24 protein-coding genes are annotated in these 24,294 nt (G+C 53.5%); 13 read left to right on the top strand and 11 right to left on the bottom strand.

Going from position 1 to position 24,294, the window contains the following annotated elements:
* The first annotated feature begins 159 nt into the window (after positions 1–159).
* From QN359_RS14150 to QN359_RS14130, 5 genes are all read left to right on the top strand, one after another.
* A complete protein-coding gene (locus tag QN359_RS14150) occupies positions 160–1,779 on the top strand; it encodes a methyl-accepting chemotaxis protein (protein ID WP_322250672.1) in 1,620 nt (539 codons plus the stop codon).
* A 425-nt stretch (positions 1,780–2,204) separates the two neighbouring features.
* Complete coding sequence (locus QN359_RS14145) at positions 2,205–3,857, top strand: methyl-accepting chemotaxis protein (RefSeq protein WP_322250671.1); 1,653 nt, start codon at positions 2,205–2,207, stop codon at positions 3,855–3,857.
* A 372-nt stretch (positions 3,858–4,229) separates the two neighbouring features.
* The gene (locus QN359_RS14140; protein WP_322250670.1) at positions 4,230–5,174 is read left to right on the top strand and encodes a helix-turn-helix transcriptional regulator; all 945 of its coding nucleotides are present in this window, start codon (positions 4,230–4,232) and stop codon (positions 5,172–5,174) included.
* Between the two features lie 241 nt (positions 5,175–5,415).
* Entirely contained in the window at positions 5,416–6,216 is an 801-nt protein-coding gene (locus QN359_RS14135) for a hypothetical protein (protein WP_322250669.1), read from the top strand.
* A gap of 56 nt (positions 6,217–6,272) precedes the next feature.
* On the top strand, positions 6,273–7,001 hold the full coding sequence (locus QN359_RS14130) for a hypothetical protein (protein WP_322250668.1): 729 nt from the start codon (positions 6,273–6,275) through the stop codon (positions 6,999–7,001).
* Positions 7,002–7,041: 40 nt separating this feature from the next.
* Here the strand turns inward: QN359_RS14130 and QN359_RS14125 are convergent, their stop codons facing one another.
* From QN359_RS14125 to QN359_RS14115, 3 genes are all read right to left on the bottom strand, one after another.
* Positions 7,042–7,197 (bottom strand): DUF3096 domain-containing protein, encoded by a 156-nt coding sequence (locus QN359_RS14125; protein WP_322250667.1) that lies wholly within the window; start codon positions 7,195–7,197, stop codon positions 7,042–7,044.
* Positions 7,198–7,284: 87 nt separating this feature from the next.
* Positions 7,285–8,109 carry a hypothetical protein gene (locus QN359_RS14120; protein WP_322250666.1) on the bottom strand — a complete coding sequence of 275 codons (825 nt, stop codon included), beginning with the start codon at positions 8,107–8,109 and terminating at the stop codon, positions 7,285–7,287.
* Positions 8,110–8,769: 660 nt separating this feature from the next.
* Positions 8,770–9,324: a hypothetical protein gene (locus QN359_RS14115; RefSeq protein ID WP_322250665.1), complete on the bottom strand. Its 555-nt coding sequence runs from the start codon at positions 9,322–9,324 to the stop codon at positions 8,770–8,772.
* Positions 9,325–9,533: 209 nt separating this feature from the next.
* Between QN359_RS14115 and QN359_RS14110 the strand changes: the two genes are divergently transcribed.
* Positions 9,534–9,902, top strand: coding sequence for a hypothetical protein (locus QN359_RS14110; RefSeq protein ID WP_322250664.1), 369 nt, complete (start codon positions 9,534–9,536; stop codon positions 9,900–9,902).
* 95 nt (positions 9,903–9,997) lie between these two features.
* Here QN359_RS14110 and QN359_RS14105 read toward each other — a convergent pair whose 3' ends face one another.
* From QN359_RS14105 to epsC, 5 genes are all read right to left on the bottom strand, one after another.
* A complete protein-coding gene (locus tag QN359_RS14105; protein ID WP_322250663.1) occupies positions 9,998–11,308 on the bottom strand; it encodes an MFS transporter in 1,311 nt (436 codons plus the stop codon).
* A gap of 36 nt (positions 11,309–11,344) precedes the next feature.
* Positions 11,345–11,884: a gluconokinase gene (locus QN359_RS14100; RefSeq protein ID WP_416200222.1), complete on the bottom strand. Its 540-nt coding sequence runs from the start codon at positions 11,882–11,884 to the stop codon at positions 11,345–11,347.
* Between the two features lie 172 nt (positions 11,885–12,056).
* Positions 12,057–13,085 (bottom strand): LacI family DNA-binding transcriptional regulator, encoded by a 1,029-nt coding sequence (locus QN359_RS14095; protein ID WP_322250662.1) that lies wholly within the window; start codon positions 13,083–13,085, stop codon positions 12,057–12,059.
* 117 nt (positions 13,086–13,202) lie between these two features.
* Positions 13,203–13,439 carry a hypothetical protein gene (locus tag QN359_RS14090; RefSeq protein WP_322250661.1) on the bottom strand — a complete coding sequence of 79 codons (237 nt, stop codon included), beginning with the start codon at positions 13,437–13,439 and terminating at the stop codon, positions 13,203–13,205.
* The gene (gene epsC / locus QN359_RS14085; RefSeq protein ID WP_322250660.1) at positions 13,414–14,388 is read right to left on the bottom strand and encodes a serine O-acetyltransferase EpsC; all 975 of its coding nucleotides are present in this window, start codon (positions 14,386–14,388) and stop codon (positions 13,414–13,416) included. Before epsC ends, QN359_RS14090 begins: the two co-directional genes overlap by 26 nt.
* Positions 14,389–14,526: 138 nt before the next feature.
* Here epsC and QN359_RS14080 point away from each other — a divergent pair, with 138 nt between their 5' ends.
* Together QN359_RS14080 and QN359_RS14075 are read left to right on the top strand one after the other, a co-directional pair.
* On the top strand, positions 14,527–14,745 hold the full coding sequence (locus QN359_RS14080) for a hypothetical protein (protein WP_322250659.1): 219 nt from the start codon (positions 14,527–14,529) through the stop codon (positions 14,743–14,745).
* Between the two features lie 78 nt (positions 14,746–14,823).
* Positions 14,824–15,234 carry a hypothetical protein gene (locus tag QN359_RS14075; RefSeq protein WP_322250658.1) on the top strand — a complete coding sequence of 137 codons (411 nt, stop codon included), beginning with the start codon at positions 14,824–14,826 and terminating at the stop codon, positions 15,232–15,234.
* 60 nt (positions 15,235–15,294) lie between these two features.
* On the opposite strand, the gene QN359_RS14070 is transcribed toward QN359_RS14075, so the two are convergent.
* The 3 genes from QN359_RS14070 to QN359_RS14060 form a co-directional block, all read right to left on the bottom strand.
* Positions 15,295–17,145, bottom strand: a complete 1,851-nt coding sequence (locus QN359_RS14070) for an AMP-dependent synthetase/ligase (protein WP_322250657.1) — start codon at positions 17,143–17,145, stop codon at positions 15,295–15,297.
* A gap of 293 nt (positions 17,146–17,438) precedes the next feature.
* Positions 17,439–17,792, bottom strand: a complete 354-nt coding sequence (locus QN359_RS14065) for a coiled-coil domain-containing protein (RefSeq protein WP_322250656.1) — start codon at positions 17,790–17,792, stop codon at positions 17,439–17,441.
* Between the two features lie 219 nt (positions 17,793–18,011).
* Positions 18,012–19,283: an O-acetylhomoserine aminocarboxypropyltransferase/cysteine synthase family protein gene (locus QN359_RS14060; RefSeq protein WP_322250655.1), complete on the bottom strand. Its 1,272-nt coding sequence runs from the start codon at positions 19,281–19,283 to the stop codon at positions 18,012–18,014.
* A gap of 436 nt (positions 19,284–19,719) precedes the next feature.
* Between QN359_RS14060 and minC the strand changes: the two genes are divergently transcribed.
* The 5 genes from minC (at position 19,720) to QN359_RS14035 (ending at position 24,292) form a co-directional block, all read left to right on the top strand.
* On the top strand, positions 19,720–20,466 hold the full coding sequence (gene minC, locus QN359_RS14055; protein ID WP_322250654.1) for a septum site-determining protein MinC: 747 nt from the start codon (positions 19,720–19,722) through the stop codon (positions 20,464–20,466).
* 56 nt (positions 20,467–20,522) lie between these two features.
* The gene (gene minD, locus QN359_RS14050; protein WP_322250653.1) at positions 20,523–21,338 is read left to right on the top strand and encodes a septum site-determining protein MinD; all 816 of its coding nucleotides are present in this window, start codon (positions 20,523–20,525) and stop codon (positions 21,336–21,338) included.
* A gap of 1 nt (position 21,339) precedes the next feature.
* Positions 21,340–21,591, top strand: a complete 252-nt coding sequence (minE, locus tag QN359_RS14045) for a cell division topological specificity factor MinE (protein WP_322250652.1) — start codon at positions 21,340–21,342, stop codon at positions 21,589–21,591.
* Between the two features lie 261 nt (positions 21,592–21,852).
* The gene (locus QN359_RS14040; protein ID WP_322250651.1) at positions 21,853–22,545 is read left to right on the top strand and encodes a response regulator transcription factor; all 693 of its coding nucleotides are present in this window, start codon (positions 21,853–21,855) and stop codon (positions 22,543–22,545) included.
* Positions 22,546–22,600: 55 nt separating this feature from the next.
* Positions 22,601–24,292, top strand: coding sequence for a FecR domain-containing protein (locus QN359_RS14035; protein WP_322250650.1), 1,692 nt, complete (start codon positions 22,601–22,603; stop codon positions 24,290–24,292).
* Positions 24,293–24,294 lie beyond the last annotated feature (2 nt).

Below are 24,294 nucleotides of genomic sequence, written 5' to 3'. Positions count from 1 at the left end.
TTCCCAGTCATCTTTATTTTCCTCGTTTAGGTAATTATTCCTCCTATTGAGGTGTCCGTAAACATTAGACCATTACAAACCCCTTCCAGAGTCTTTTCCATCGTCGCTTGCGACGATCCATTAAGTTGTTCTTATTACTTGAGAGTATAAAACCCCGTTATGTTAGCCAACTTACCTGTCAGCACGCATGAATACCCTTTCCCATCCGGCTTGACCTTGGTATCGGTCACCGACCTTAAAGGCAGAATCACCTATTGCAATCAAGCATTTATCGAATTGAGCGGGTTTCAGGCCAGCGAATTATTAGGGCAGCCACATAATATGGTGCGGCACCCAGACATGCCGGAGGAAGCATTCAGGGATATGTGGGCAACTATTCAGGCTGGCTTGCCCTGGTCTGGCATGGTAAAAAATCGCCGCAAATCCGGCGATTTTTATTGGGTTCAGGCTAACGCGACACCTATGCTGGATGGAAACCGGATTACCGGTTTTCTTTCCGTTCGGTCGGAGCCAAGCAGGGCCGCAGTCCGCGAGGCTGAGCGCTTATATACCTTGATGAGGGGCGAAGCGAAACGCAAACAGCTCGTACATGTGTTACGGCATGGAAAAGTAGTCCGTAAGGATTTGTTGGGGCGCTTGCTAGGTATTTTTCAATTGGAAACAGCGGGCCAGTTGCTGTCAATACAATTGCTGTCGGCTGGCGCGGTGGCGGCTTTGTCGCTGCTGAACCTCCCCTATGCAGGCTATGGTTTGGTAGTACTCGGTATTGCGTCCATCGCCTATTTCGGTACCAGCCAAATTGCAGTCAAACCACTTCAACAATTGGTGTTGGACGCCAATCGCTTGGCTTCCGGTGATCTCGCACACGAAATTGCGACGGATGCGGCGGGAATGGCTGGCAGATTGCAGCAGGCCTTGAAGCAAATGTCGCTCAACCTAAGAACGGTGGTTCATGATGTGCGCACGGAAGTTACAAATTTAACCATAGGAATTCGCGAAGTAGCGGCGGGCAACGTCGATTTATCTGCCCGCACCGAGTCGCAAGCCAGCAGTCTGGAGCAAACGGCGGCCTCGATGGAGGAAATCACTTCGCATGTGCATCAAAGCAGTTCGGCGGCTAGCCGTGGCGCTGAGCTTGCCCATGCAGCCTCGAACGTCAGCAATGAAGGTAGCGCAGCGGTGAAATCGATCGCTGAAGCGATGGGGAGTATCAGTGCCTCGTCCAAGAAAATCAGTGAAATGAACACCCTGATTGAAGGGGTAGCTTTTCAAACGAATATATTGGCGCTCAACGCGGCCGTCGAAGCGGCACATGCTGGCGATCAAGGTCGCGGATTTGCGGTCGTGGCGGCTGAAGTCAGAGCTTTGGCAGCGCGCACTACCGATGCGGCCAAATCGATTCGGACCCTGATTATTGAAGCCGATAATCGTGTTACGCAAGGCGGCGTCCGAACCAGTGATGCGACGATACGGATGAATGATGTCATGGGATCAGTGCAGCAAGTCAGCACCGCGCTGGACGCGATCAGTTCCAGCGCGCTGGAAGAAAAACTCAGCATCTCGCAAATCAATGAAGCCGTCGCTCACATGGATATGCTCACCCAGCAAAATGCCGCCTTGGTTGAGCAACTGTCGGCCGCTGCGCAATCACTTCAATTTCAATCAGAATCGGTGAATAATTCCATGCGTCTGTTCCGCTTGGAGCAAGGAGAGATGAGCTTGTCCCAACTGGACGCCATTGATTTAAGACGCAATGCAAAACGTCTTGGATATGAATAACACTGCGCCTCGAAACGAATGCCAGTGAGGCGTTCGTGGTCAACTACACAAATTGATTTCCACCCTCTGTTGTGCGCGCTTCCACAAGATACCGGATTGCCTCCGGTATTTCCATAAATGGCTGGCTTTTTAAAAACTTCAGGTTTACCATCGCCATATGTGTGATCCGAAGAAATCTAAAAAAACTTCGCTTATTTCATCATTGTTAGCGTACACCCTGCGCTCTCAGTCCACTTTGTCTAAGTGCGAACCATCCGGTTCTTCCAGGTCTAGTTCCGCCCCCTCACTTCAGTGTTTCTTTGTCTTGCAAATAAAATATTTTGCGCGTGTCCTTGCGTGATTTTTACCATGCCATGTGATGTCGATCGCTACGACTTCAGACCAGATCATCTCGTTAACAGCTCAGCATTTTTTGGGACCGTATTATGAATTTCACTACAACAAATGGACTTTCCATCCAAGCCAAACTCCGACTCGGCTTTGGTTTGATTTTGGCGTTGCTGATCGTCGTCACGATTATCGGCATTGCCCAAGTCAATGCGATTTCCCGCGGACTCATTACGATCGGTGACGTCAATAGTGTCAAACAACGTTACGCTATCAATTTTCGTGGCAGCGTCCATGATCGTGCCATTGCCTTACGCGATGTGGTCTTGGTGGCGAGTGATGAAGAGTTGCGGACGGTGTTGCAGCGTATTGCCAGCCTGAGCGCCGATTACGAAAAATCGGCCGGGCCACTCGACACAATTTTCAGCAGTTCGAATGCCCCCAGTAATGATGAAAAGCAGATCTTGAGCAGTATTAAAGAAACCGAGTCGCGCACCATGCCATTGATCGCGAAGGTAATCTTGCTACGGCAATCGGGCGACACCGATCAAGCCAAGCAATTATTACTGAACGAAGCCAAACCTGCCTTTGTCGAATGGCTGGGGCGGATTAACAAGCTCATCGACTATGAAGAAAATTTGAACCATGTCGAATCGGCTGCGGCGCGCGCCAGCGCGAATGGTTTTCAAACCTTGATGCTGTCGATGTGTCTCGGTGCACTGTTAGTCGGCACCCTGGTGGCGACCTTCATTGCCCGTACCATTACTGCGGCCATGGGTGGTGAGCCGCGCGAAGCCAGTGCGGTGGCGCAAAATATTGCGGCCGGCGACTTGGCGGCGGAAATTCATAAGGCCGCCAATGACAATAGCAGTGTCTTGGCGGCGATGAGCGAAATGCGCACAAGTTTGGTGAATATCGTGAGCCAGGTGCGCAGTACCACCGATGCGATTTACAGCGGCTCGGCCGAAATCGCATTGGGTAATCAGGATCTATCTGCGCGCACCGAGCAACAGGCGCTGGTGTTGGAGAAAACCGCGGCGGCGATGACGGAATTGACGGCGACCGTGAAACAGAATGCCGGCAATGCCAGAGAAGCCAATCAGTTGGCGCAGTCGGCTTCGGATGTTGCCGTCAAGGGTGGGACGGTGGTAGCGCGGGTCGTCGACACGATGGAGTCGATCAACAGCTCAGCGAAAAAAATCGTTGATATTATTGGCGTGATTGATGGCATCGCCTTTCAAACCAATATTCTGGCCTTGAATGCGGCAGTGGAAGCGGCACGTGCCGGCGATCAGGGGCGCGGATTTGCGGTCGTGGCCAGCGAAGTGCGCAATTTGGCGCAACGCAGTGCCGCGGCAGCCAAAGAGATCAAGACCCTCATCGGTGATTCGGTAGAAAAATGTGCGATGGGCAGTCAGCTCGTTTCCGAAGCCGGCAGCACCATGGAAGAGATCGTCGGTAGTGTGAAGAAGGTGACCGACATCATGGGTGAAATCATGCTCGCCAGTGATGAGCAAAGTACCGGCATCGACGAGGTGCATCAAGCGATCAGTCAAATGGACCAAGTGACGCAGCAAAATGCCGCGATGGTTGAGGAAGCGGCTGGTTCGGCAGCGAGTCTGCAAATGCTGGCGACGACTTTATCTGAGCATGTTGCGATTTTTAAATTGCTACCGGCTGGCGAGACGAGTGTACGACCGGCAGCACGCCATAACCCAGGCCATGCCAAGGTCGCATTGAGACTGCGCTGAATGCGTTTCAATGTAGTCTTATAGCAGCTTGCCAGCGCTACAAGAACGCAAGCGCCAGCGTTTCCAAGTGGGTATAGATCACCACATCAATATCACCAAGAGCAAGGCGATGGGAGGGAAATAGCAAGCCCTTCCAGATGCGCTTCCAGCGTCGCTGGCGTCGGTCTATTTAGTTGTTCCATACGACGCTGAGGTTTTCCTCAGTACAGCATCGTATCTGATGCAAAAATTAAAATTAAAATTGCGTCAAAGCAAACAAAATGCTTTAATATCAAGAATATTGATTATTGTGTTTTTTATAGCGGGCGTGTTATTTTGGATCATCTACATCATTTGGTTTTACAGCTTTACCGAACCGCCCAATCTGCTGACATGGCCGAGTTTTCCGGGCTGGCGTTTAACTTGATCAAACAAGAGCTGCAATTTGATGCCAGCGGCTTTTGCGATTTCACGCAGGACTCAGCGGCAGGCGTGAAACTCATCGCGGCAGTCGCGCACAATATCGACACCGCAGAAAAGTTGAGCGCCCGCGCAGAATACATCCAAGGTGAGAGCATCAAGGATGGCGGTAAGCTGTCCAGCGACGATCCTGCGTTGACGCAAGCTCTGCATCAGCCGGGCAATGCCGTATTGTTGTCGCTCGATGACAAGGCCAAAGTTAAGCCGAACGTGTATGCCTATGGCAAAAAAACCGCGTGTCTGCAAACCTTGACCATGGCACTCCCCGTGCCACGGCAAAGCGGCTTCCAAACTCTATCTCTTTGGCGGAGTAAAAGTCAGGCCGAATTCGTCGAACAAGATCACCGTATCGCCAACCTGCTTTTGCCACATGTGTTTCAGGCATTTTCGATACATCGACAACTGTGTATCAGCAATCCCGATCCTTCCGGTTTGGTGGGTACAGCGATATGCAACTTGTCCGGTGTCTTGCATTTCATCGACCAAACCTCAGTGAGCTTGTTACAGCAGGATTTTCCTGACTGGGCGACGCCGTTTCTGCCGCCCAAGCTGTTGAGCCATTTACGTTTAAGCTCAGTGAAAATTTACATCAGCAACCACTTTACCGTGCGTAAACAAGTTAAAAACCATTTCTTGTTTCTCAGCTTCCAAAAAACCAGTAACTTGGAAAAATTGTCGCCGACCGAATTGCTGATTGCCGAAATGTTGGCAAATAATGACAATTACAAATCCATCGCCCAGCGCTTAGGCAGCCAGCCAAGTACGGTCAGGAATCAAGCCCACAGTATCTATGTGAAGTTCGGCATTTCGGGTAAGGCGGAACTGGCGAAAGTAATGCAACTTCGCTACGGCAGCTGAGTATGCGTATGCCATCAGCGCTCGCCGGAACATAAGGCGTCTGTCTTTTTTAGCATTCCATGGAACATCTGTTCTATGGAGTGTCTCTGCGCTCGCACATACAATTCATTTTTTACAATAAAAATGCTGAGCTTTACTGCCTACGCAGTAAGTTTCCATAGGGGAAGACATCGACCTGCCCGATTCGGTCAGGCCGTTTTCTTTCTATTCCATGCGATCTGTACAGACACACAAAAGGCGAATGATGAAACAACGAGGTCGTATTCTGCGGGATGCAAACAGTGGTTCAGGCTTAATCAGCTCTGAAGGCACGCAATATGAATTCAAACTCGAAGGAATATGGAAATCTGATGGCGCGCCAGTGATCGGCGCAATGGTTGAGTTTGAACTTGATGAAACCAAGGCCATCAGCAGTATTCACCTCATCAGTGATAATCAACTGGCGAAAGAACAAGCCGATAAGGCCTTGGCCTTAGCGAAAGAAAAAAGCGCTGCGGTTGTCGACCAAGCCATTGCGCGCATTGGCAAGCCGATCTTGATTGCGACCGGTTTGATCGGTATTTCCTGGTTTTTTCTCAATATTGTTACGGTTCAAATTTATCAAGGCTTGGTTGCCAACATTTCATTCTGGAAGATTCTCTCGGTGGTGGCCAGCTCGAGCGATGGCGTGCTTGGTGCCTTGCAAGGCGGAGCGAATGGCGGTGCTGGCATGTATGGTTTTCTCGCCATTCTTTCATTACTGGGACCGTTCTTTTCTCAGTTTTGGAAAGATCCGCGCGCGCACTTGGGTAATTGCTTGCCTTTGCTGATGATGCTGACAGTGGCGGTGCTACTGTATTCCGGCGTACAGGACGGTTTGAAAGCCAGCGCAGCGGCGGCCGGCAGCAACCCTATGCTCAACAACATGATCAGTCAGATGATGGCCAGTACCCTGCAAGCGATTCATATCGGCATGGGTGCCTATTTGGCGGTGCCGGCTTGTCTCTATTTAGCCTTTTTGGGTTTGAAAAAATTTCTCGTGGCCAAGGCCAGCGCCGAGTAAATCCGCGCCTCCTGATACTTGAGATCAAGCGTTTTAATTTTAATGAAAGCATGATGATGACAACTAAGAAAACTACACTGATCGCTATCTGCATGGCGCTTGTTGCCGGCATAGTTGGCTGCTCGAAAAATACTTCCGAGACAACGGCAGCGGCGGATAAAGCGGCACCGAGCTTGGCCGATGCGACCTCACCAAAAGGGGTACAGCAAGCCACAGTCAATGCTTTACCAAAAGGAAATCCTGCGACGGCTGCCGATCAGTACAGGGACCTCAATGAGAACAGTTTGATGTTTACCTATTGCGCGTTGTCGAGCTTGCCGGTCGATTACAGCCAGATTTTAGTCAATTATTCTCGCGATTATGTGACGACGTCGGATGAATTCAAAAAACATGATATCGAAACCGCGCTGAAACCGAAAATCGATCAAGAAATTGCGGCAGCTAAATCAGCACGCTATTTGAAAGTCAGCTGGGGACATTTCAAACTCGGCCAATATGATTTCCAAGCCAAGGGCTTTTCCACCGACTTGAATAATGACACGAGTTTCGGTTGGAATGGCTCGTATCGTATGAACTTCAGCAACGGCAATGACTTTAAACTTCTCAAAGTTGACGATGAAAGCAAATCGCGCGCCATCGAAGCGCTGCGCAGTAAGTATCAACAATTCACCTTGATCGCCTACGTCTTTGCGCAGGATGTCGACCTGAACCAGCATACTGTCAAAGCCCAGATCATGAAAATCTCTTTGCAAGATAGCCAAGGCAATGAATTGGCAGCACCTTAAGGCTAAGGAAACGCAGATTTAATCCGCGTCTCCCTGGATTTCAGCGCAGATACAGGTGGCCGTTGCCGAACAAGCCAATCAAGCCGATCACGATCAAATACAGCGCGATAAGGATATGTAATAATTTCGGCATGATCAGAATCAGAATGCCGGCAATCAGGGAAACCAAGGGTAGCAGTGACAAGTGGAGGTTCATAGGCTCGTTTCAAAAAGTAAGGAAGCGTGCCGCCAGCGATCGGTATGGCGGCGGCACGACTTTTTCTTTAACAAAAGTGCTCTGATCTTACCCTATCGAGTGTCTTCTTTGCAAAGGATGCGAGGCTACGCCAGTCAAGCGCGGCGGGTTGCCAGGAGGCGGAGCGATGCTGTTCAAAAAAGCGAGCAGCACCTCCCTGGCATCCCCTCTGACATCCTCGCTTGGCTGACCGTTTTCAGGCTGTGGCAAGTCGCTGGGTGCCTGATAGCAACGCGCGTCTGCCGGCCCGGAAAATTGCTGCGCATCGCTGTGCGTCGTGATGCTGCCGAGTGCGCTCAAACGTGGTGGAAAACCGCGCTTTGAACGGGGGAGTATGGCTGCGTACAGGGGCTCCGATTCTGAATCCGTGCCTGAATACGATTCCGATTCCGATTCCGATAAGGAATCGAGGTCCGTTACCGGGCTGCACGTAGCCAAGCGAAAACTTTCCGGCGGAATCTGTTCGTCTATGCTCGCATAGTTCGGCTCGCTGTCGATGAAATTCTCAGGAAGAATGAGGCGTTGACGTGCGCGAAAAATACACTGCTCGCTCAGATCTTCCAGGGTGCCGGTGGCCGTGATACCTTCCGGCACAGCCGAGTGCGGCGGCAAGCCACGTTTTGAGCGCGGCACCGCGACCGCATAAATCGGCTCCGGCTGCGGCTCCATCTCTTTCGCCTCTTCTACTTCGTCGACTTCCAACACCGTCGCAAGACTGCATACCCCAGACTCGGCGCGTGTAAGTGCACGTGCACGTGCTTGCGCCCGCACTTCGTCGATACTCGCATAGATCGGGGCGGCATCGTCAGCATTGTCGACATTTTCAACATGAAGCGCCGGTTCGTGCGTGTGACAAACGTATTGTACTTCCATCGTTTTTTCTGTGACGTGGATGGCCGGCTCTTGCGGGGGCCTGACGTTGTGCGGACCAACTTTCCGACACTTTAAAAAACCTGTATCCAGCTTTGCTGCCGGGTTGCCGGTGCTGGTAGTGCTGCCGGCTCGCGCCACGGACACATCGGCCGGTGCTGCCGAAGCGCATCTGAATAGACGTAAGAAAAAACGCACGAAGGATGAATGTTTTTTCGGTTCAGGTAATGGCCGTGTAACTTCGTAAAAGCCGCGATGGCGAAAAAAAAATAGTCTCATTTTATGTGCCTTTAAGAGTAGTCGGAAAAGGGGGAAACGACGTCGTGACAAGGACGGTAAGCAAGTGAGTAAAACGGCCTGTCATGACTGACTTCATCAAAAATCTGACTAGGGTTTGAAACCCCGGCCTTCAGGCCGGTGAGCGACGAAGGAGCGACCCGATGGGAGGGGATGCAAACCCCTTCCAGAGGCTTTTCCATCGTCGCTTGCGACGATCCATTTAGTTGTTCAGAATTGACCGGCACTGTGTTCGCCCTTCAATTGTAAGGAAGCCGATAGCCTGCAATTTGCATCAATCGCCCGTTTTCGGCATGCTTGTTAACAATGCTTCGTACCAAAAATTCTGACAGCGGCGATACCAGATCAGGTGCCGCATGTCTCTGGCTAGGTGTGATGGGAAGATGACGCTTGCATCGTCATCGCCGTCACTTGTTGCTCTACCGCGGCAAGCTTGTCACCACTAGGAACATGGGCCGTATGCTGAACCGCGAACGGTTCTGAAATACTCGAGGCGCGAGCCGGTTTCACATTTTGGCAGCCGCCCAAGCCGATCAGCCCGGAAAAAAAACCGCTGCTTTTCGACCGCTCTGCTCGGCTATGAGTACGGCTGGCAGCTTGCGGCAACTTGACTGATACTGCTTCCGCACTGAGCTCGGGAGGAATGGGGATGCTCAACTGGGGCGAGTTGGCAGTCAAAGTGAAATGGGAAAAATCAGTTGGCGCTGAAATGTCGACGCGGTTCTTGAGCAAGTGTTGATATTGCTCGTGTGTCAGCTTGCTGTTGGCACGAACAGCCGCCGGCTTTGCCACCTCAAACGGTACATTCGATGCCTGCTTGAGTGAACTCGCCGACGCGTTTGCACTGGGCTGGCGTACCAGCTCGGCACGTGCTGCTTGGACCGCAGTGAGGCTGGGATTGTGATATTGAGTGATAGGCATGGTGGGCTGCTCCATGTTGTTGGGAAGCGGATGATGACTAAAGTTTAGTAAACAAAATACTTCGGTGATTGCAGAAAATGCCCATTCTCTACTCACAGCAAGATCGTCAATTTAGCCGAGCAGCATAGGCCGCAATGATTCTTGCTACGCTGTCGTGCATTTCGCCTTTATAATTCGCGCTACCCCAGCCATTTTAAAATTAGCCAACCATGACCACCAAGATCGAAGCGATGCAACGCATAAATACCGCCAAGGGCAGCAAGCTGCTTCACGAAGGAAATACAATGTGGTCGAATTGCGGTCGGCATGGCACGGACGAAGGTTGGTGGCTCAATATTCCTTTAGCCAGGTTTCAAAATGATATTCATATCATTCTCAACCGCGACAGCAGCAAACTGTTTCTGCATTTGACCATCAAGGCGCGTGAAATTCTCAGTCCGGCCATGAAGTTTCGCTGCAAAGATCAAGCCGCCGAAATTTTTATTCCAGCTGCCAATATGAAACGCTTGGCCGACGCCTGTCCGGGCGGCAGCAAGCACAGTTTCAATCGCAATTTGCAAAACGAATACCGCTGCTGATGCTTATCAAACAGTGAAAAACAGGCGACCGGGAGCTCGCCTGTTTTTATTCCAGCAGAGCGTATCGAGTAGAGACGTTTGAAAGCCTGAACAATTTAAACTGAGGGTTCGGAAGCGGCAGCTTGCGGCTCGGGAATCGCTTCGATTCGCCCCAACACAAACACAAACGACACAATGCCAATAATGAGAATCACGCCAGCGACCAGAAAGGCGTTGCTGAAGGAATTGGTGGCACCGACGATGAAGCCGGTGACAATCGGGGCGGCAGCACCCATGAGGTTATTGACAAAGTTCATCATCCCGGCGATGGTACCGGCCCCACCTTTAGGTGCGATCAGTGACGGTAATGACCAACCGACCGGCGCGGCCGATGCCAGACCGCCGAGTGCGATCGAGATCCAGAAAATTGCCCAGACCGGATCGACTGTTTGGGTAGCACCGAAGACGGCCAAACCGAACAGCATGCCGACGACAAGCACAGTCTTGCGCACCGTCGATTCATCACGACCACGTGCAATCAAATGATCGATCAGCCAGCCGCCGACGAATAGATCGGTGATGGTAGCGAAGATCCAAGGGATGGCGGCGTACGCAGCCGATTTGAGTATGCTCATGTGCATGGTCTGAACCAAGTAACCGGGCAACCAAGTCAGGAACAAATAAAACGAATAGCCGTATGCGGCAAAGCCTATGGTCAAGCCCCACACTTTGCGCTGCCTCAGCAGATAGGCGAGCATGCCGATCGCACCGGCTTCGGCCGGCCCTTCCACGGCCGCACCGCCATCACGGATATACGCATATTCCTGCGGCGACAAATGGGGATCGGTGCTGGGGTCGCGATAGAGTATGAAGAAGGCGATGAAGTAGGCGAAGCTTAAGATCGCTGTCAAACCGAAGCCCCAGCGCCAGCCGAAGCTGACGACGGTCACGGCCACCAAGGGCACACCGATGACATTGGAGAATTTGGCGGCCGCATCAAAGATGGCGGTAGCCAGCCCGCGTTCGCGCCGCGGGAACCAGTAGCCGGTGGCTTTAGAGCTGACCGGGAAGGCCGGCGCTTCCGCCACGCCTAAGAGAATGCGGGCGATGAAAATACCGGCAAAGCCACTTGAAAACGCGGTGATGGTCGAAGCCACGCCCCATAGAAATGCGCCCCAGCGCCCCACTCGCATAGGACCGAAACGATCGATCACCATGCCGACCGGAATCTGCAGGACCGCATACGACCAGGCAAAGGCACTGAACAACAGGCCAAGCTCGACTGCGCTCAGTTGGAATAATTGTTGAATTTGTGGCGCAGCCACTGACAAGCCGATGCGATCGATGTAATTGATCAATATACCGATGCCGAGCAGTGCACCGATGCCCCAGCGTCGGCGCGGAATAGTTTGCCTTGGTATTTCCATGTTGGTCTCCTTCTGTTGTGGTGTTGTTGTTTTTTACTACGACTTGCACGTGCCATTGATGGCAGCGAGAATGCGACGCGTGATGCTGTCGGGAGTCGCGGCGATGCTGACAGTCAGACCGGCTTCATCGGCACCGAGTGGCTCAAGCGCTTGCAATTGACTGTCCAGCAGCGAGAGTGGCATGAAGTGGCCAGGCCGTGCTTGCAGGCGTGCCGCCAGCAGCGCCGCGCTGCCATCGAGATGAATGAAGCGTAGCTGTGCATCGCCTTGACGCAGCACATCGCGATAGCGACGCTTGAGCGCCGAACACGACAAGACCAGGCCTTCACCACTTTGCTCTGCAGCACGAATTTCGGCTTGCAAGCTCAGCAGCCAGCCGCTCCTGTCGTGGTCGGATAAGGGGATGCCGGCAGCCATGCGTGCGACATTAGCCGGTGGATGAAAGCTATCGCCCTCGGAAAAACGCCACCCGAGTTGATGCGCCAGGCGTGCGCCGATTTCACTTTTTCCGCAGGCACACACGCCCATCACGATCCAGCGTGCCGGCGACGATTGTTGTAAAGTTTGGTGGTTCACAGTCCGATTCCAAAATAGGATGTTAGATTTGGTAGCGCTATCATTATTTGGCGATTTTAACGCAGAAAGAATTTTTGTAAACGGAAACCTATGCTGCGACGCAATAATCAAAGCGATCGAGAAAGTGTTTGTATAGCGCTATCATTGCAGGTGAAATGAGTAGCCAGAACCGTCAGGCACTCTCGCGTGCCATCAGGGTAAAGCCGAGGTCGATATGAGTTTCGGTCGGCACCTCTTGGCGAATCGCACGACGTAGCAGTGTCGCCGCTTCAAAGCCGATGCGGTAACGCGGCGTGCTGATGGTGGTCAGCGAGGGATTCATCCACGCCGAGGCCGGCAAGTCATTGAAGCCGCAAATCGCCAACTGCTGCGGCACTGCGATGCCGCGCCGCTGGCACTGGTAAATTGCACCTTGAGCAAGATCGTCGTTACAGCAAAAAATAGCCGTACAATCAGGTGCCACGGCCAACATACGACCGAGCAACTCGGCACCTAAGGCGATGGTTGAAGGATCGCTGACCATCAATTCCAGGCGCGGATCGGCACAGCCAGCCTCGCTCATGGCTTGGCGATAGGCTTGCGCACGTTTGAGGGTACGTTCATCGAGTTGCGCGCCGATGAAACCGATGCGGGTATGTCCTTTCGCGAGCAAATAACGGGTCATCGTCAGGCTGGCCTGAAATTGTGAAAATCCGACCGACATGTGCTGTGCCTCAATGGCCATATCCATCATCGATACGACCGGCACCTGCGAAGCAGCCAGCATCTGCTGTACGCGCGGACTATGCTGCAAGCCCGATAACAAGATGCCATCGGGATGCGATTGCAAATAAATGCCGAGCAGTTTTTCTTCTTCAGCATCGGCATAGCGCGTGTTACCGATCAAAATTTGATAGTCGTATGGATCGAGCGCATCCTGTACGCCAGCCAGCACATCGGTAAATACCGCGTTCGACAATGACGGCACCAACACCACGATGACATTTGATTGGGCACTCGCCAAGGAACGCGCAGCCCGGTTGGGCACGTAACCGAGTTCGGCTACGGCGGCAGCTACCCGCGCACGCAAGGCTTGCGAGACGCGCTCCGGTTGACTGATGGCGCGCGATGCCGTCATCAAGGCGACCCCTGCTTTGGCGGCGACGTCGGCGAGCGTGGTTTTACCGCTGGCGCGCCCTTTGGGCGAAACCGGCTTATCCATGGTGAGCGAAACGGAGCAAACAGAGACAAACGTGCATGACACAGACCTGAAAAATAGGGGCTGGCAACCACGGTTTGGTTGCCAGCCCCTATTGTAAGGCTTCACACTCTCCTGTGCTTACGGGTTTTTACGCGCATGTGCCAAACGGCGCACCGCGGCGACATCGATACCGGCCAGCGAGCCCGGATAGGATGTCGGCGCGGCCGCAGTCGGTGCTTGGGCCAAGGTCGGTGCCGCGGGCGGATACAGCTGTGCCAGCAAGCCGTTAAGTTTATCCTGTCCAGGCAAAGCGAAGCTGCGCGCTACTGCTTGATCCGGGTTGATCGATTTACTCTGTGTAAGGAGGGCTTTCATGCCGCAGACTGGCCTGACTGACATGACTGCCAGCGGCGACATCTTGGGTCACCCAGACATTGCCACCGATGGTGCAGCCGTGGCCAAGACGGACCCGTCCCAGCACGGTGGCACCAGCGTAAATGATGACGTCATCTTCGACCACCGGATGACGTGCCAAACCTTTCTGCAGCGTGCCGTCGGCAGCGGCCGGAAAGCGTTTGGCACCGAGCGTGACGGCTTGGTAAATGCGTACGCGCGCGCCGATGACGGCGGTTTCACCGATCACGACACCGGTACCATGATCAATGAAAAATCCGGCACCGATCTGCGCCCCAGGATGAATGTCTATCCCGGTTTGCCCATGGGAGATTTCCGCCACGATGCGCGCTAACAAGGGCACACCGGAACCATGCAGTTGATGTGCCACGCGATGATGGATCATCGCTTGTACGCCTGGATAGCAGAGCAGCACTTCATCGACACTGCGCGCGGCCGGATCACCTTGGTAGGCGGCCACCACATCGCTGTCGAGCAGGACGCGAATTGCTGGCAGCGCCGCGGCAAACTCGCGCACCACCGAGAGGGCGCGGTCTTCGGTATGCAATTCGTGCACCTTGTTATAGCGGGCTGCGTACACCAGCTCCAAACGTACTTGCGATAGCAAGGAATGCAGCACTGAATCAAGCGTGTGCCCGACATAAAAATCTTCACTTTCCTGACGTAATTCCGGTGGCCCTAAGCGCATCGGGAACAAGGCACCGCATAAGTCGGCGATGATTTTCCCCAGCGCTTCGCGCGACGGTAATTCACGCCCGCCCGGCTCGGCGAAACGCCGTTGGCCAGCGCGCCAAGCCAGCCGTACCGCGGCCAGTTCACTGACGACTTGTTCAATGCCGAACAGCGAGGTACGCGCTGTCGTAACGGCCGGTTTGAGCGTGGAATGCGAGTCGGATGCAGCGATGGTCATGAGTGTTTTAATTTCTTAGGTAAGCGTTGTTAGGGTGTTAAAAAGGCTGCACTGTGAGCGCAAAAAATTAATTTTGCACCAAAGGTAGCCGCTGCCAACGCCAGCCACTAACAACTTAATGGATCGTCGCAAGCGACGATGGAAAAGACTCTGGAAGGGGTTTGCATCCCCTCCCATCGCGTCGCTCCTTCGTCGCTCACCGGCCTGAAGGCCGGGGTTTCAAACCCTAGTCAGATTTTTGATGAATCAACTTTAACGAAAACTGTTCATGCGGAAAACGAATTAAATCGTGCATGCTTACTCGGAAATCGTTCGTTGCGCGCTGAGAATGGGGTGGTGATCGAGCAGAACAGTTGAAAAATACCGCTGATATCGTTACTCTGTCGAGTACACCATGTCAGGCACGCGCACGTGCCATGGATTTAAGGAAAAATAATGTACCGACCAAACATGCTCTCCATCCTGCGCAATGCCACAGTTTTGCTATTGGCAGCCAGTGCAGCAACGGCCATGGCGCAGAGCCAGGAATACCGTCAAGGGTATGACCAAGGCTATCGCGACGGAATGAACGCGCGTGGCCATGAAGAACAGCGCGAATCGGGCCGCATTGTGATTCTGGCCGCACGTTACGGAATACGTAATGAGGCTTGCGATGCAACCGAATCGATTCGTCGCATCGCCAGCGGGCGGCGGCGTGCGGAATTCGTGGCCAATAATAATTTGTGCGGCGATCCGGCGCAAGGCCGACCTAAGCAGTTGTGGGTAGAGTTCCGTTGCGGCGAGAGCCAGACACAAAGGGCAGAAGCCAGTGAAAGCGGGCAAATTTCACTGTATTGCCGCGATTGAAATCGCATTGAAAAAAATCAGGCCGCCGCCTGATTTTTTTTTCGCTTCTTTGCCGCGCCTTTATCGCCGCGCCGCATAAATCGCACTGATGGCCGCAGCAAAATGCTGGGCCAAATTATTACGCTTGAGTTTCAGCGTCGGTGTGATCATGGTATTTTCTATCGTCCACGCTTCCAGGCTCAGTATCACCGCTTTGGGTTGCGCATAAAACGGTAAGCTGTCGGTCAGCTCGCGGACTCGTTTGAGCACGGCAGCGCGCGCCAGCGGTGCGCTGAGCGCACCGGGATCAGCGGGATCGAGTGAGAGCGTACTGCACAGTTGCGCCCAATAGCGTTGGCTGAGCACGAGGGCACAGGAAATGAAGGGGACATTATCACCAAAGGCGTAGGCTTGTTCAAACGCAGGATCACTGGTGATGGCCAATTCGAGATCGACCGGGGCGATCTTTTCACCGGTGGAGGTGACGATGATTTCCTTCACGCGACCGAGTATACGTATCCGCCCATCGATCACAGCGGCCTGGTCGCCGGTACGCAACCAACCATCGATCAAGGCGGCGGCGGTATCGGCCTCACGTTTCCAATAACCGCGCATGACATTCGGACCACGCACCAGCAATTCGGCATTCTCGCCGATTTTCACTTCCACCCCTGCCAAGGTACGGCCGACGGTGCTCGGATCATTATCGGCCGGCGCATTGAAGGCCACTACAGGTGACGTTTCAGTCATGCCGTAACCTTGCACCAGCGGGATGCCCAGGCCGAGGAAGCAACGTGAGATGGTCGTCGATAAGGCAGCCCCACCACTGACGGCGACGCGCAAACGGCCACCGAACTGATCTTTCAGCTTACCGGCGACCAGCGGTTCAAGCAGGCACCAAGCCAGCGCATCGACAGTGGCCAGCACCGCGCTATCCTTGAGCAAATGCTGGCTGCGCGCAAAGCGACGCCAGCCGACCGCAATGGCACAGTTGAATAAGCCGGCCGCCACGGCCGACAGCGCCAGCTTACTTTGGATCACGCTGTAGACCCGCTCATAAATACGCGGTACCGAGATCAGGATGGTCGGTCGCACGATGCGTAAATCTTCCGGCAGTTGCTTGTTAGAACGCGAAAAAGCCACACACGCGCCAGCCGCTATCGGCAAGTAATAGCCTGCGGTGCGTTCGAAGGTATGCGAGAGCGGCAGGAAAGAGAGGAATACATCGCTGGTGACCGGTGCCACACGCTGCACCACCGCCTGCACATTCGACATCACATTGTCATGCGTGAGCATGACACCTTTGGGTTTGCCGGTCGTGCCCGAGGTATAGACGACGGCGGCCAGATCCTGCGGGCCCACCGCCAGCGGTGCGGCTGGGGCGACTGGGGCGACTGGTGCGGCTGCGGCAGCCAACCACGACGCGAGCAGAGCCAGCGGCACGGCCGGCGGATAATCAAGCGTATCAGCGCATTGCTCTAACACGACGATCTGACGCAGAGCCGGCATAGCCACGCCGGTGGCAGCGATGGCCAGCCATTGGCGGTCGCTGGCGGCGATGAGCAAGCTGGCATCGCTGTCGGCGACAATGTAGGCGATGCTGGCCGGGTTATCGAGCGCATGCATGGGCACCGGCACATAGCCGAGTCGTAAGGCCGCTTGATCAATACAAACGGCATGTAAGCCGTTGGGTAGCAGGATAGCCACGCGGGCACCGGCTGGCGCTTGCAATACTGCCAAGGCAGCGGCGAAGGCAGCGACTTTGTCGGCCGTTTGCTGCCAGTTGTAACTGATCCATTGTCCGCTGCCTTCATCAAACTCGCGATACGCTTCGGCTTGTGGCGTGTGTGCTACGCGCCAAGCAAACAGCTGCGGCAAGGTGGCCACGGACGAGAGGGGCAGATCCGACAAGGTAACGAGAGAATTCGACATAGACAGAGAAAAAGTGGGTTAACAAACGGCAACGTGACTGCGTGGCGCATACCGCTACAGCAATCATACGCCGAAGCCGATCACGCCAGCCGGATTATAGGTCGCCGCCACTATCGAGCATTGATCGCGATCATTGACAACCGGTATGATCAATTGTAGGGTTTATTGACGGCTGAGTAGATGTGCGGATGAGGATGGGATACCAAGGAATGCGTATGTGCTTGCGTGTATGTGCGTATATGTGCCGCACTGACAGGCAGCCAAGGAAGCGCAAATGCTGAGCAGGAATTGAATTAATGCAGCAATTTCAAAACCAGACCAGCAAGCAGCGCACTCTGAAAAATGCCAACCGAGACGACCCAGCGGGTAATGTCAGACTTGGTGTCGGCGTTCTGAACCTGCATTTCCCGCCGCAGATTGCTGACGTCCGCTTTAATTTCTTGTCGGAAAGCAGTCAGTTCAAAATTCATTCTTACCAATTCGGACGTGACATCTTGCTTACTCGAGAAACGCTCACTGATGCTGCGGTCTTGCGCGCAGATAACTTCGGCCAGCAAATCGGTCTGCACTCTGGCTTGCTCAGCGGGAACGCCGGCTTTCTCTAGGCGCTCCATCATCTTTAAGGTATCGAAAGGGATTGCTGTCATCATTGACTCTGTTGCAGTAGTTAAACTTGATTTACTTCAGATTTCAGTTTACTTGCACACGCAGCACACTCACCGGTTTTGGTTTTTTTGATGGTTAATAGCATGTTCTTGTACGTCAAAAATATACCATCAAATACACTTTACGTAAATTTTTCCGTAGTTTTTTGCGCATGGCTGACGACGCAACGGGCCTTCCGCGGCGTCGTCAGCCGCAGCTCTTTAAGCGTGCTCGAGTGCCTGGGTCAAATCGACCAGCAAGTCATCAATGTGCTCTATGCCTATCGACAAACGCACCGTGTCTTCGGTCACGCCGGCCTTGGCCAGTTCGGCCGGATTAAGTTGCCTGTGGGTAGTACTGGCCGGATGGCAGGCCAGCGATTTGGCGTCGCCGATATTGACCAGTCGCGTAAACAATTGCAAAGCATCTTGAAAACGCGCACCGGCCTCGCGACCACCGGCGAGGCCGAAGGTGAGGATGCCCGATGGTTTTCCTGCCAGATATTTTTGCGCTAAAGCATGATCTTTATGTTCGGGCAAACCGGCGTAATTGACCCATTTCACCTTGGCATGCGTTTGTAAATAATCGGCAATGCGACGCGTATTGTCGCAAATTCTGTCCATCCGTAAAGCCAGCGTTTCTATGCCTTGTAAGATCAAGAAAGCATTGAAAGGCGACAATGCCGCACCGGTATTGCGCAGGGGAACCACGCGTGCGCGGCCGATGTAGGCCGCATCGCCCAGCGCTTCGGTATACACCACGCCATGGTAAGAAACATCGGGCTCATTGAGGCGACGGAAACGTTGCGGGTACTTGGCCCATGGGAAACGACCGGAATCGACGATGATGCCGCCGATGGAATTACCATGTCCACCGAGGTATTTGGTCAAGGAGTGCACGACGATATCGGCACCGAATTCAATCGGACGCAGCAGATACGGCGAGGCCACGGTATTGTCGATGATCAGCGGAATGCCGTGTTGATGGGCGATATCGGCCAAAGCCGCGATATCGGTAATATTACCCAAGGGATTGCCGATCGATTCGGCGTAAATCGCCTTGGTTTTTTCGTCGATCAAGGCGGCGAACGAAGCCGGATCAGCAGCATCGGCGAAGCGCGTTTCGATGCCGAACTGAGGAAAGGTATGCGCGAACAGGTTATAAGTGCCGCCATAGAGCGTCGCCGCTGAGACGATATTGTCACCGGCTTCGGCGATGGTTTGAATCGCATAGGTGATGGCCGCTTGACCTGAGGCCAGCGCGAGGCCGGCTAAACCACCTTCGAGCGCCGCCACACGTTTTTCCAAGACATCGTTGGTGGGATTGGTAATGCGCGAATAGATATTACCCGGCACTTTGAGATCAAACAAATCGGCACCGTGTTGAGTGCTGTCAAAAGCGTATGCCACCGTCTGATAAATTGGTACGGCCACGGCGCGCGTGGTCGGATCGGGCGTATAGCCGCCATGTACGGCTAGCGTTTCAAGTTTCATCAAGGTGCTCCGGCAGGGTTGGTGGGTAATCGGGTATCGGTTTAATCATAAGAAACACTGTAGCCAGACGCAAGGAAATATTTGCACCTTAGATATCTGTTTTTCTTCTGCCGCAGCATAAAATGCGCGCTGATGATCACATTCGTATAAGCTTCCCTCGCATTCTGTCGGCAGAGGAAAAACATTTCCAAGTAGAATTTATTTGATGATTTGCTTTGATTCTTACGTTTTTAAGCCCTTTTGGGCTCATATTCGCCAATGTTTCCAACAATGTGTGCATATTTTTGCAATCCTGCTCATCACTTGGTAGGATAGGCCCTGTATTTAAGTATTACCGCATTACATTCGTAAGCGCATTCTTCTCGCTTTCTTGAAGTTGACTTCAGACTCGAGGTAGAGTGATCTGGCAACAGTTCTTCTTTTTACCCTTGGACCCATGCAAAACAGTCTGATGCGCAAGCCTATAGAAATAAAAATTTCCACTGTCGTCGCTGTTGCCATACTCTTACATCAGGCTGCGACCCCGATACTGGAAGCGGCACTCAAGGAAATGTGCGCCGGTTCACCCGATTTTTTCGACAATGAGTTCGCCGTCATCGATGTCGAAAGTATTGCCGATACCAGTCTCGACTGGGATGTGCTGATCCCTTTGTTCAAGTCTTACGGTTTGCACACGGTGGCGGTTCGCCATGCGCGTGAGGAAGACCATGCGGCGATTCGCGCCCACGGTTTAGCCATCGATGTGGTTGCCAAACCACGGATGGAAAGCGAATTGCTGGCAGCAGCGCAGCGCCAGGCGACACCGGCACCAGCACCCGAGCCGCAAGTCATCATTCGCAATAATCCGGCGCTGGTGATCGATACGCCGGTGCGGGCCGGCCAGCGGATTTATGCCCGTGGGGCTGATTTGATCATCACGGCCGCGGTCAATAACGGTGCCGAGGTCATTGCCGACGGCAGCATCCATATTTACGCCCCCTTGCGTGGTCGCGCACTGGCCGGTGCCACCGGCAACACCGAGGCACGCATCTTCGCACTGACGATGGAGCCGGAACTGGTGTCGATTGCCGGTATTTATCGAACTTTTGAGCACGGCTATCCGGAATTGCCGGCCAAGTATCCGGTACAAGTCCGCTTAAATGGCGACAGTATTGAAGTATCATCGGTGAAATCAAGCGGTTAATGCTTTATATTGCAATTATTATTACTATTCTGTTCGGATAGAAAAAGGAGTTTTTTGTGGCAAGAATCATCGTTGTAACATCTGGCAAGGGCGGGGTCGGCAAAACCACATCAAGTGCGAGCTTTGCTTCCGGCTTGGCTATGCGCGGACATAAAACTGCGGTACTCGATTTTGACGTCGGCCTGCGCAATCTCGATCTGATCATGGGCTGTGAACGCCGCGTGGTCTACGATCTGGTCAATGTCATCAGTGGCGAAGCGACCCTCAATCAAGCTCTGATCAAGGATAAGCACTGCGACAATCTGTTCATTTTGCCGGCTTCGCAAACGCGCGATAAAGATGCCCTCACCGAAGAGGGCGTGGAACGCGTGCTCAACGATCTGATCAAAATGGATTTCGAATTCATCGTCTGCGACTCCCCCGCTGGAATCGAACGCGGTGCCGTGATGGCTTTGACCTTTGCCGACGAAGCCGTGGTCGTGACCAATCCGGAAGTGTCGTCGGTACGTGATTCGGATCGGATTCTCGGTATCATTCAAGCGAAGTCGAAGCGCGCCCAAGCCGGTGGTGAACCGGTCAAAGAGCATCTGTTGATCACCCGCTATTCTCCGAAACGCGTCGAAGCCGGCGAAATGCTGTCGTATACGGATGTCCAGGAAATCCTGCGGATACCGCTGATCGGTGTGATTCCTGAATCGGAAGCAGTATTGCACGCATCCAACCAAGGCAACCCGGCCATACATATGAAGGGCACGGATGTTTCCGATGCTTATGAAGACGTGGTGTCACGTTTCCTCGGCCAGGAAGTCCCCTTGCGTTTCATTACGTATGAAAAACCAGGATTGCTACAGCGCATTTTCGGAGGTAAATAAAATGGCTTTGCTTTCTTTTTTATTCAATACCAAACCCAAAACGGCCAATATGGCCAAAGAACGTTTGCAGATCATTATTGCTCGTGAGCGTACTGGCCGCGATGGTTATGATTTTTTACCGGCCTTGCGTGAAGAATTGATTGCTGTCATTTCGAAGTACACCAAGGTCAGCCCCGAAGACATCAAAGTGTCATTGGACAGACAAGGCGATTTGGAAGTGCTCGACGTCAATGTCGTTTTGCCAGAGTTATAAATTTCCACACGCTTCCCTGAGTTCGTATCCTGCCTGCGGCAGCGATACGACCGCATAGCAGGATGCTGCAATAGTAGTTTATTTTCCATGCGGCAATAAATTCAGCCCTAAAGTCTGGCTTGGCGCACAGCCCACACTACAAGGCAACGAATAAGATCGCCTTTCGCTGACATTTTTTCACATTTCTAAGATTTCCTCCTTGCTTTCGATATAATGAGAAGCATCACTTTTTCAATTGCCGAACTTTAACGGTAACTACCCATGCGAATCGCTGTACTCGACGACGACAATAATTTGCTCGAACTGGTCTGCACTATCCTCAATGCAGCTGGTCATACTTGCCATCCGTTTTTGAGTGGAAAAGAAATGTTGCACCAACTGCGACGTGAAAGTTACGACATGCTCATTCTCGACTGGCAAGTGCCAGATTTGAATGGCACCGAAATTTTGCACTGGGTGCGGGAAAAGCTCTCGCCGACTTTACCAGTGCTGTTCATGACCAGCCGCTCCGGTGAAGACGATATTGTCGCCGGCCTCGCTGCTGGTGCCGATGATTACATGATCAAACCGATACGCCGCAGCGAATTAGTTGCTCGTGTTCGAGCACTGCTGCGACGCGCGTATCCGACGCAAACGGCGTCGGAACATTTGCAATTCGGTGCTTACAAATTCGAAACACGTGCCGGACGCTTGAGCGTCAACGATGTGGCGGTTGAAATGACGCAGAAAGAATTCGATCTGGCATTATTGCTGTTCCGCAACCTCGGCCGACCGCTGTCGCGCGCCTACATTCTTGAAGCAGTCTGGTCGCGCGATGTCGATATTCCCTCGCGCACCATGGATACCCATATTTCCAGAGTGCGCAGCAAACTTGAACTCCGACCCGAGAATGGCTATCGCCTCGCGCCCGTCTACAGTTATGGCTACCGTCTCGAACAAGTCACCGCAGAATAAATTTTCCGGGTCAGCGTAGCTGACCCGGATTGCATTTACCCTACAGGACCGTATCATGAATTCCCCCACCATCTTATATTTGCGCGGCACACCAGTGCGCCTCGCGCTGCTGGTTTGCTGTTTATTGCCTCTGGCAGCCAACGCGGCCGACAGCGCCAAGCCACCAGGTAGCGTGCTAGCAACGCCACCGGATATGACGTATTTCGCCAAAGCCGGCGACACACTCTCGGCGATTGCGTTGCGCTTCACCGAAAAATTGCAAAACTGGACGATCCTGAGCAAACGCAACCACATCGGCGATGACCGTAGCATACCGGTTGGTACCGCCATCTTGATTCCCTTGGAATTGTTGCCGGAAGAAGCAAGCCAAGCACGTGTGGTGGCGCTGGCCGGCAATCCGCAACGCATCAATGGCGATGAAACCCGATTGAAGGTCGGCAGCATCGTTACGGAAGGCACACAAATCAGTACCGGTGCCGATGGCTTTGTCACCCTCGCGCTCGAAGATGGTTCACGGATTTCGATTCCCTCTAACAGTCGCATCGTCTTGACCACCTTGCGGAAAACTAAGTATACCGCCAGCCCACGCACGGCCATCAGCTTGACTGAAGGCAAAGTCGAATCGCGGGTGGCCAAATTAAGCGAGAATAAAGGTCGCTTTGAAGTCCGCTCGCCCTTGGCGCTGGCCGGGGTACGCGGCACGCATTTCCGCGTCGGCATCCTTGCCGATGGCACGGCCAACGAGGTACTCGAAGGGGCCGTGGCGGTCGATCAAGCTGAACACGCGCTCAAGTCTGCCTTAGTGTTGCCGGCAGGCAGCGGCAACATCATCGGTCGCAGCCGTATCGGCCCCTCGCTCGCCTTGCTGGCGGCCCCGACACTCGAGGCCGCGAGCTTGCTGCAAATCCGCCCGACGCTTAATTTTCACGCTATACCACTGGCCGCGGCACAGGCGTATCATGTACAAATTGCGCGTGATGCGCAGGCCTTGGACGTGATGATGGAAAACACTTTCACTCAGCCGCATTTCAAATTTGACGGCTTGCCGGATGGGCAGTATTTCATCCGTCTTAGCGCGATCGATCAGCACGGCCTTGAAGGCTTTCCAATGACGGCGGCATTCACCCTCAAAGCCCGTCCGGAACCACCGTTTCCGTTAACTCCAAAAAACAAGCAACGCGCGGCACAAACTGACTTTTCCTGGACCGAAGCCAGCGCGGCCGAGGCTTACCACTTGCAAGTGGCGCGCGATCGCGAATTCAACGATGTCGTGCTCGATGAGCCGGCACTCAAACAGCTCAGTTTCAGCACCGACAAGCTGGCTGATGGCAGCTATTTCTGGCGCATCGCTACCGTGATCAACGCAGCCAAGCCCGATCAAGGCCCGTACAGCGATCCCGAAGCATTTCAAAAATTACCCGCGCCGGCCGCACCAACGGTCGGCGACACCAACGGCAGCGAGATGGCCTTGAGTTGGGCGGCGGAAGCCGGTCAGACCTTTCTCATCGAGATGTCCAGTGATCCGAAATTTTCGCAGTTGTTCCTGTCACGCGAATTGAGCACGGCCGAATTGAAAATTCCGCGACCTCCGGCGGGGGTCTATTATTTGCGCGTGCGTGCCACCGATGCCGATGGCTATGTCGCGGCCTTCACGGCCACGCAAAAGCTGTACATTCCGGCGCGCTGGACCAGCAGTGATGGCAGCGCCATCGTATCCGGCAACGGCAACGTCGGCACCGGTTTCTGATC

The sequence above is a fragment of the Undibacterium sp. 5I2 genome (genome assembly GCF_035019605.1).
Taxonomy (GTDB): domain Bacteria; phylum Pseudomonadota; class Gammaproteobacteria; order Burkholderiales; family Burkholderiaceae_D; genus Undibacterium.
This window is presented reverse-complemented; position numbering and strand designations above follow the sequence as displayed.

Excerpts from the sequence above, each read along its gene's own strand:
- QN359_RS14125 (WP_322250667.1), bottom strand. The coding sequence starts at position 7,197 with ATGAACCTCCACTTGTCACTGCTACCCTTGGTTTCCCTGATTGCCGGC.
- QN359_RS14080 (WP_322250659.1), top strand. The coding sequence starts at position 14,527 with ATGGAAAAGACTCTGGAAGGGGTTTGCATCCCCTCCCATCGCGTCGCT.
- QN359_RS14065 (WP_322250656.1), bottom strand. The coding sequence starts at position 17,792 with ATGACAGCAATCCCTTTCGATACCTTAAAGATGATGGAGCGCCTAGAG.
- minE (WP_322250652.1), top strand. The coding sequence starts at position 21,340 with ATGGCTTTGCTTTCTTTTTTATTCAATACCAAACCCAAAACGGCCAAT.
- QN359_RS14130 (WP_322250668.1), top strand. The coding sequence starts at position 6,273 with ATGACAACTAAGAAAACTACACTGATCGCTATCTGCATGGCGCTTGTT.
- QN359_RS14110 (WP_322250664.1), top strand. The coding sequence starts at position 9,534 with ATGACCACCAAGATCGAAGCGATGCAACGCATAAATACCGCCAAGGGC.
- QN359_RS14135 (WP_322250669.1), top strand. The coding sequence starts at position 5,416 with ATGATGAAACAACGAGGTCGTATTCTGCGGGATGCAAACAGTGGTTCA.
- QN359_RS14070 (WP_322250657.1), bottom strand. The coding sequence starts at position 17,145 with ATGTCGAATTCTCTCGTTACCTTGTCGGATCTGCCCCTCTCGTCCGTG.
- QN359_RS14150 (WP_322250672.1), top strand. The coding sequence starts at position 160 with ATGTTAGCCAACTTACCTGTCAGCACGCATGAATACCCTTTCCCATCC.
- QN359_RS14115 (WP_322250665.1), bottom strand. The coding sequence starts at position 9,324 with ATGCCTATCACTCAATATCACAATCCCAGCCTCACTGCGGTCCAAGCA.
- epsC (WP_322250660.1), bottom strand. The coding sequence starts at position 14,388 with ATGACCATCGCTGCATCCGACTCGCATTCCACGCTCAAACCGGCCGTT.
- QN359_RS14060 (WP_322250655.1), bottom strand. The coding sequence starts at position 19,283 with ATGAAACTTGAAACGCTAGCCGTACATGGCGGCTATACGCCCGATCCG.
- QN359_RS14040 (WP_322250651.1), top strand. The coding sequence starts at position 21,853 with ATGCGAATCGCTGTACTCGACGACGACAATAATTTGCTCGAACTGGTC.
- QN359_RS14075 (WP_322250658.1), top strand. The coding sequence starts at position 14,824 with ATGTACCGACCAAACATGCTCTCCATCCTGCGCAATGCCACAGTTTTG.
- QN359_RS14120 (WP_322250666.1), bottom strand. The coding sequence starts at position 8,109 with ATGGAAGTACAATACGTTTGTCACACGCACGAACCGGCGCTTCATGTT.
- QN359_RS14145 (WP_322250671.1), top strand. The coding sequence starts at position 2,205 with ATGAATTTCACTACAACAAATGGACTTTCCATCCAAGCCAAACTCCGA.
- QN359_RS14095 (WP_322250662.1), bottom strand. The coding sequence starts at position 13,085 with ATGGATAAGCCGGTTTCGCCCAAAGGGCGCGCCAGCGGTAAAACCACG.
- QN359_RS14035 (WP_322250650.1), top strand. The coding sequence starts at position 22,601 with ATGAATTCCCCCACCATCTTATATTTGCGCGGCACACCAGTGCGCCTC.
- QN359_RS14140 (WP_322250670.1), top strand. The coding sequence starts at position 4,230 with ATGGCCGAGTTTTCCGGGCTGGCGTTTAACTTGATCAAACAAGAGCTG.
- QN359_RS14090 (WP_322250661.1), bottom strand. The coding sequence starts at position 13,439 with ATGAAAGCCCTCCTTACACAGAGTAAATCGATCAACCCGGATCAAGCA.
- QN359_RS14105 (WP_322250663.1), bottom strand. The coding sequence starts at position 11,308 with ATGGAAATACCAAGGCAAACTATTCCGCGCCGACGCTGGGGCATCGGT.
- minC (WP_322250654.1), top strand. The coding sequence starts at position 19,720 with ATGCAAAACAGTCTGATGCGCAAGCCTATAGAAATAAAAATTTCCACT.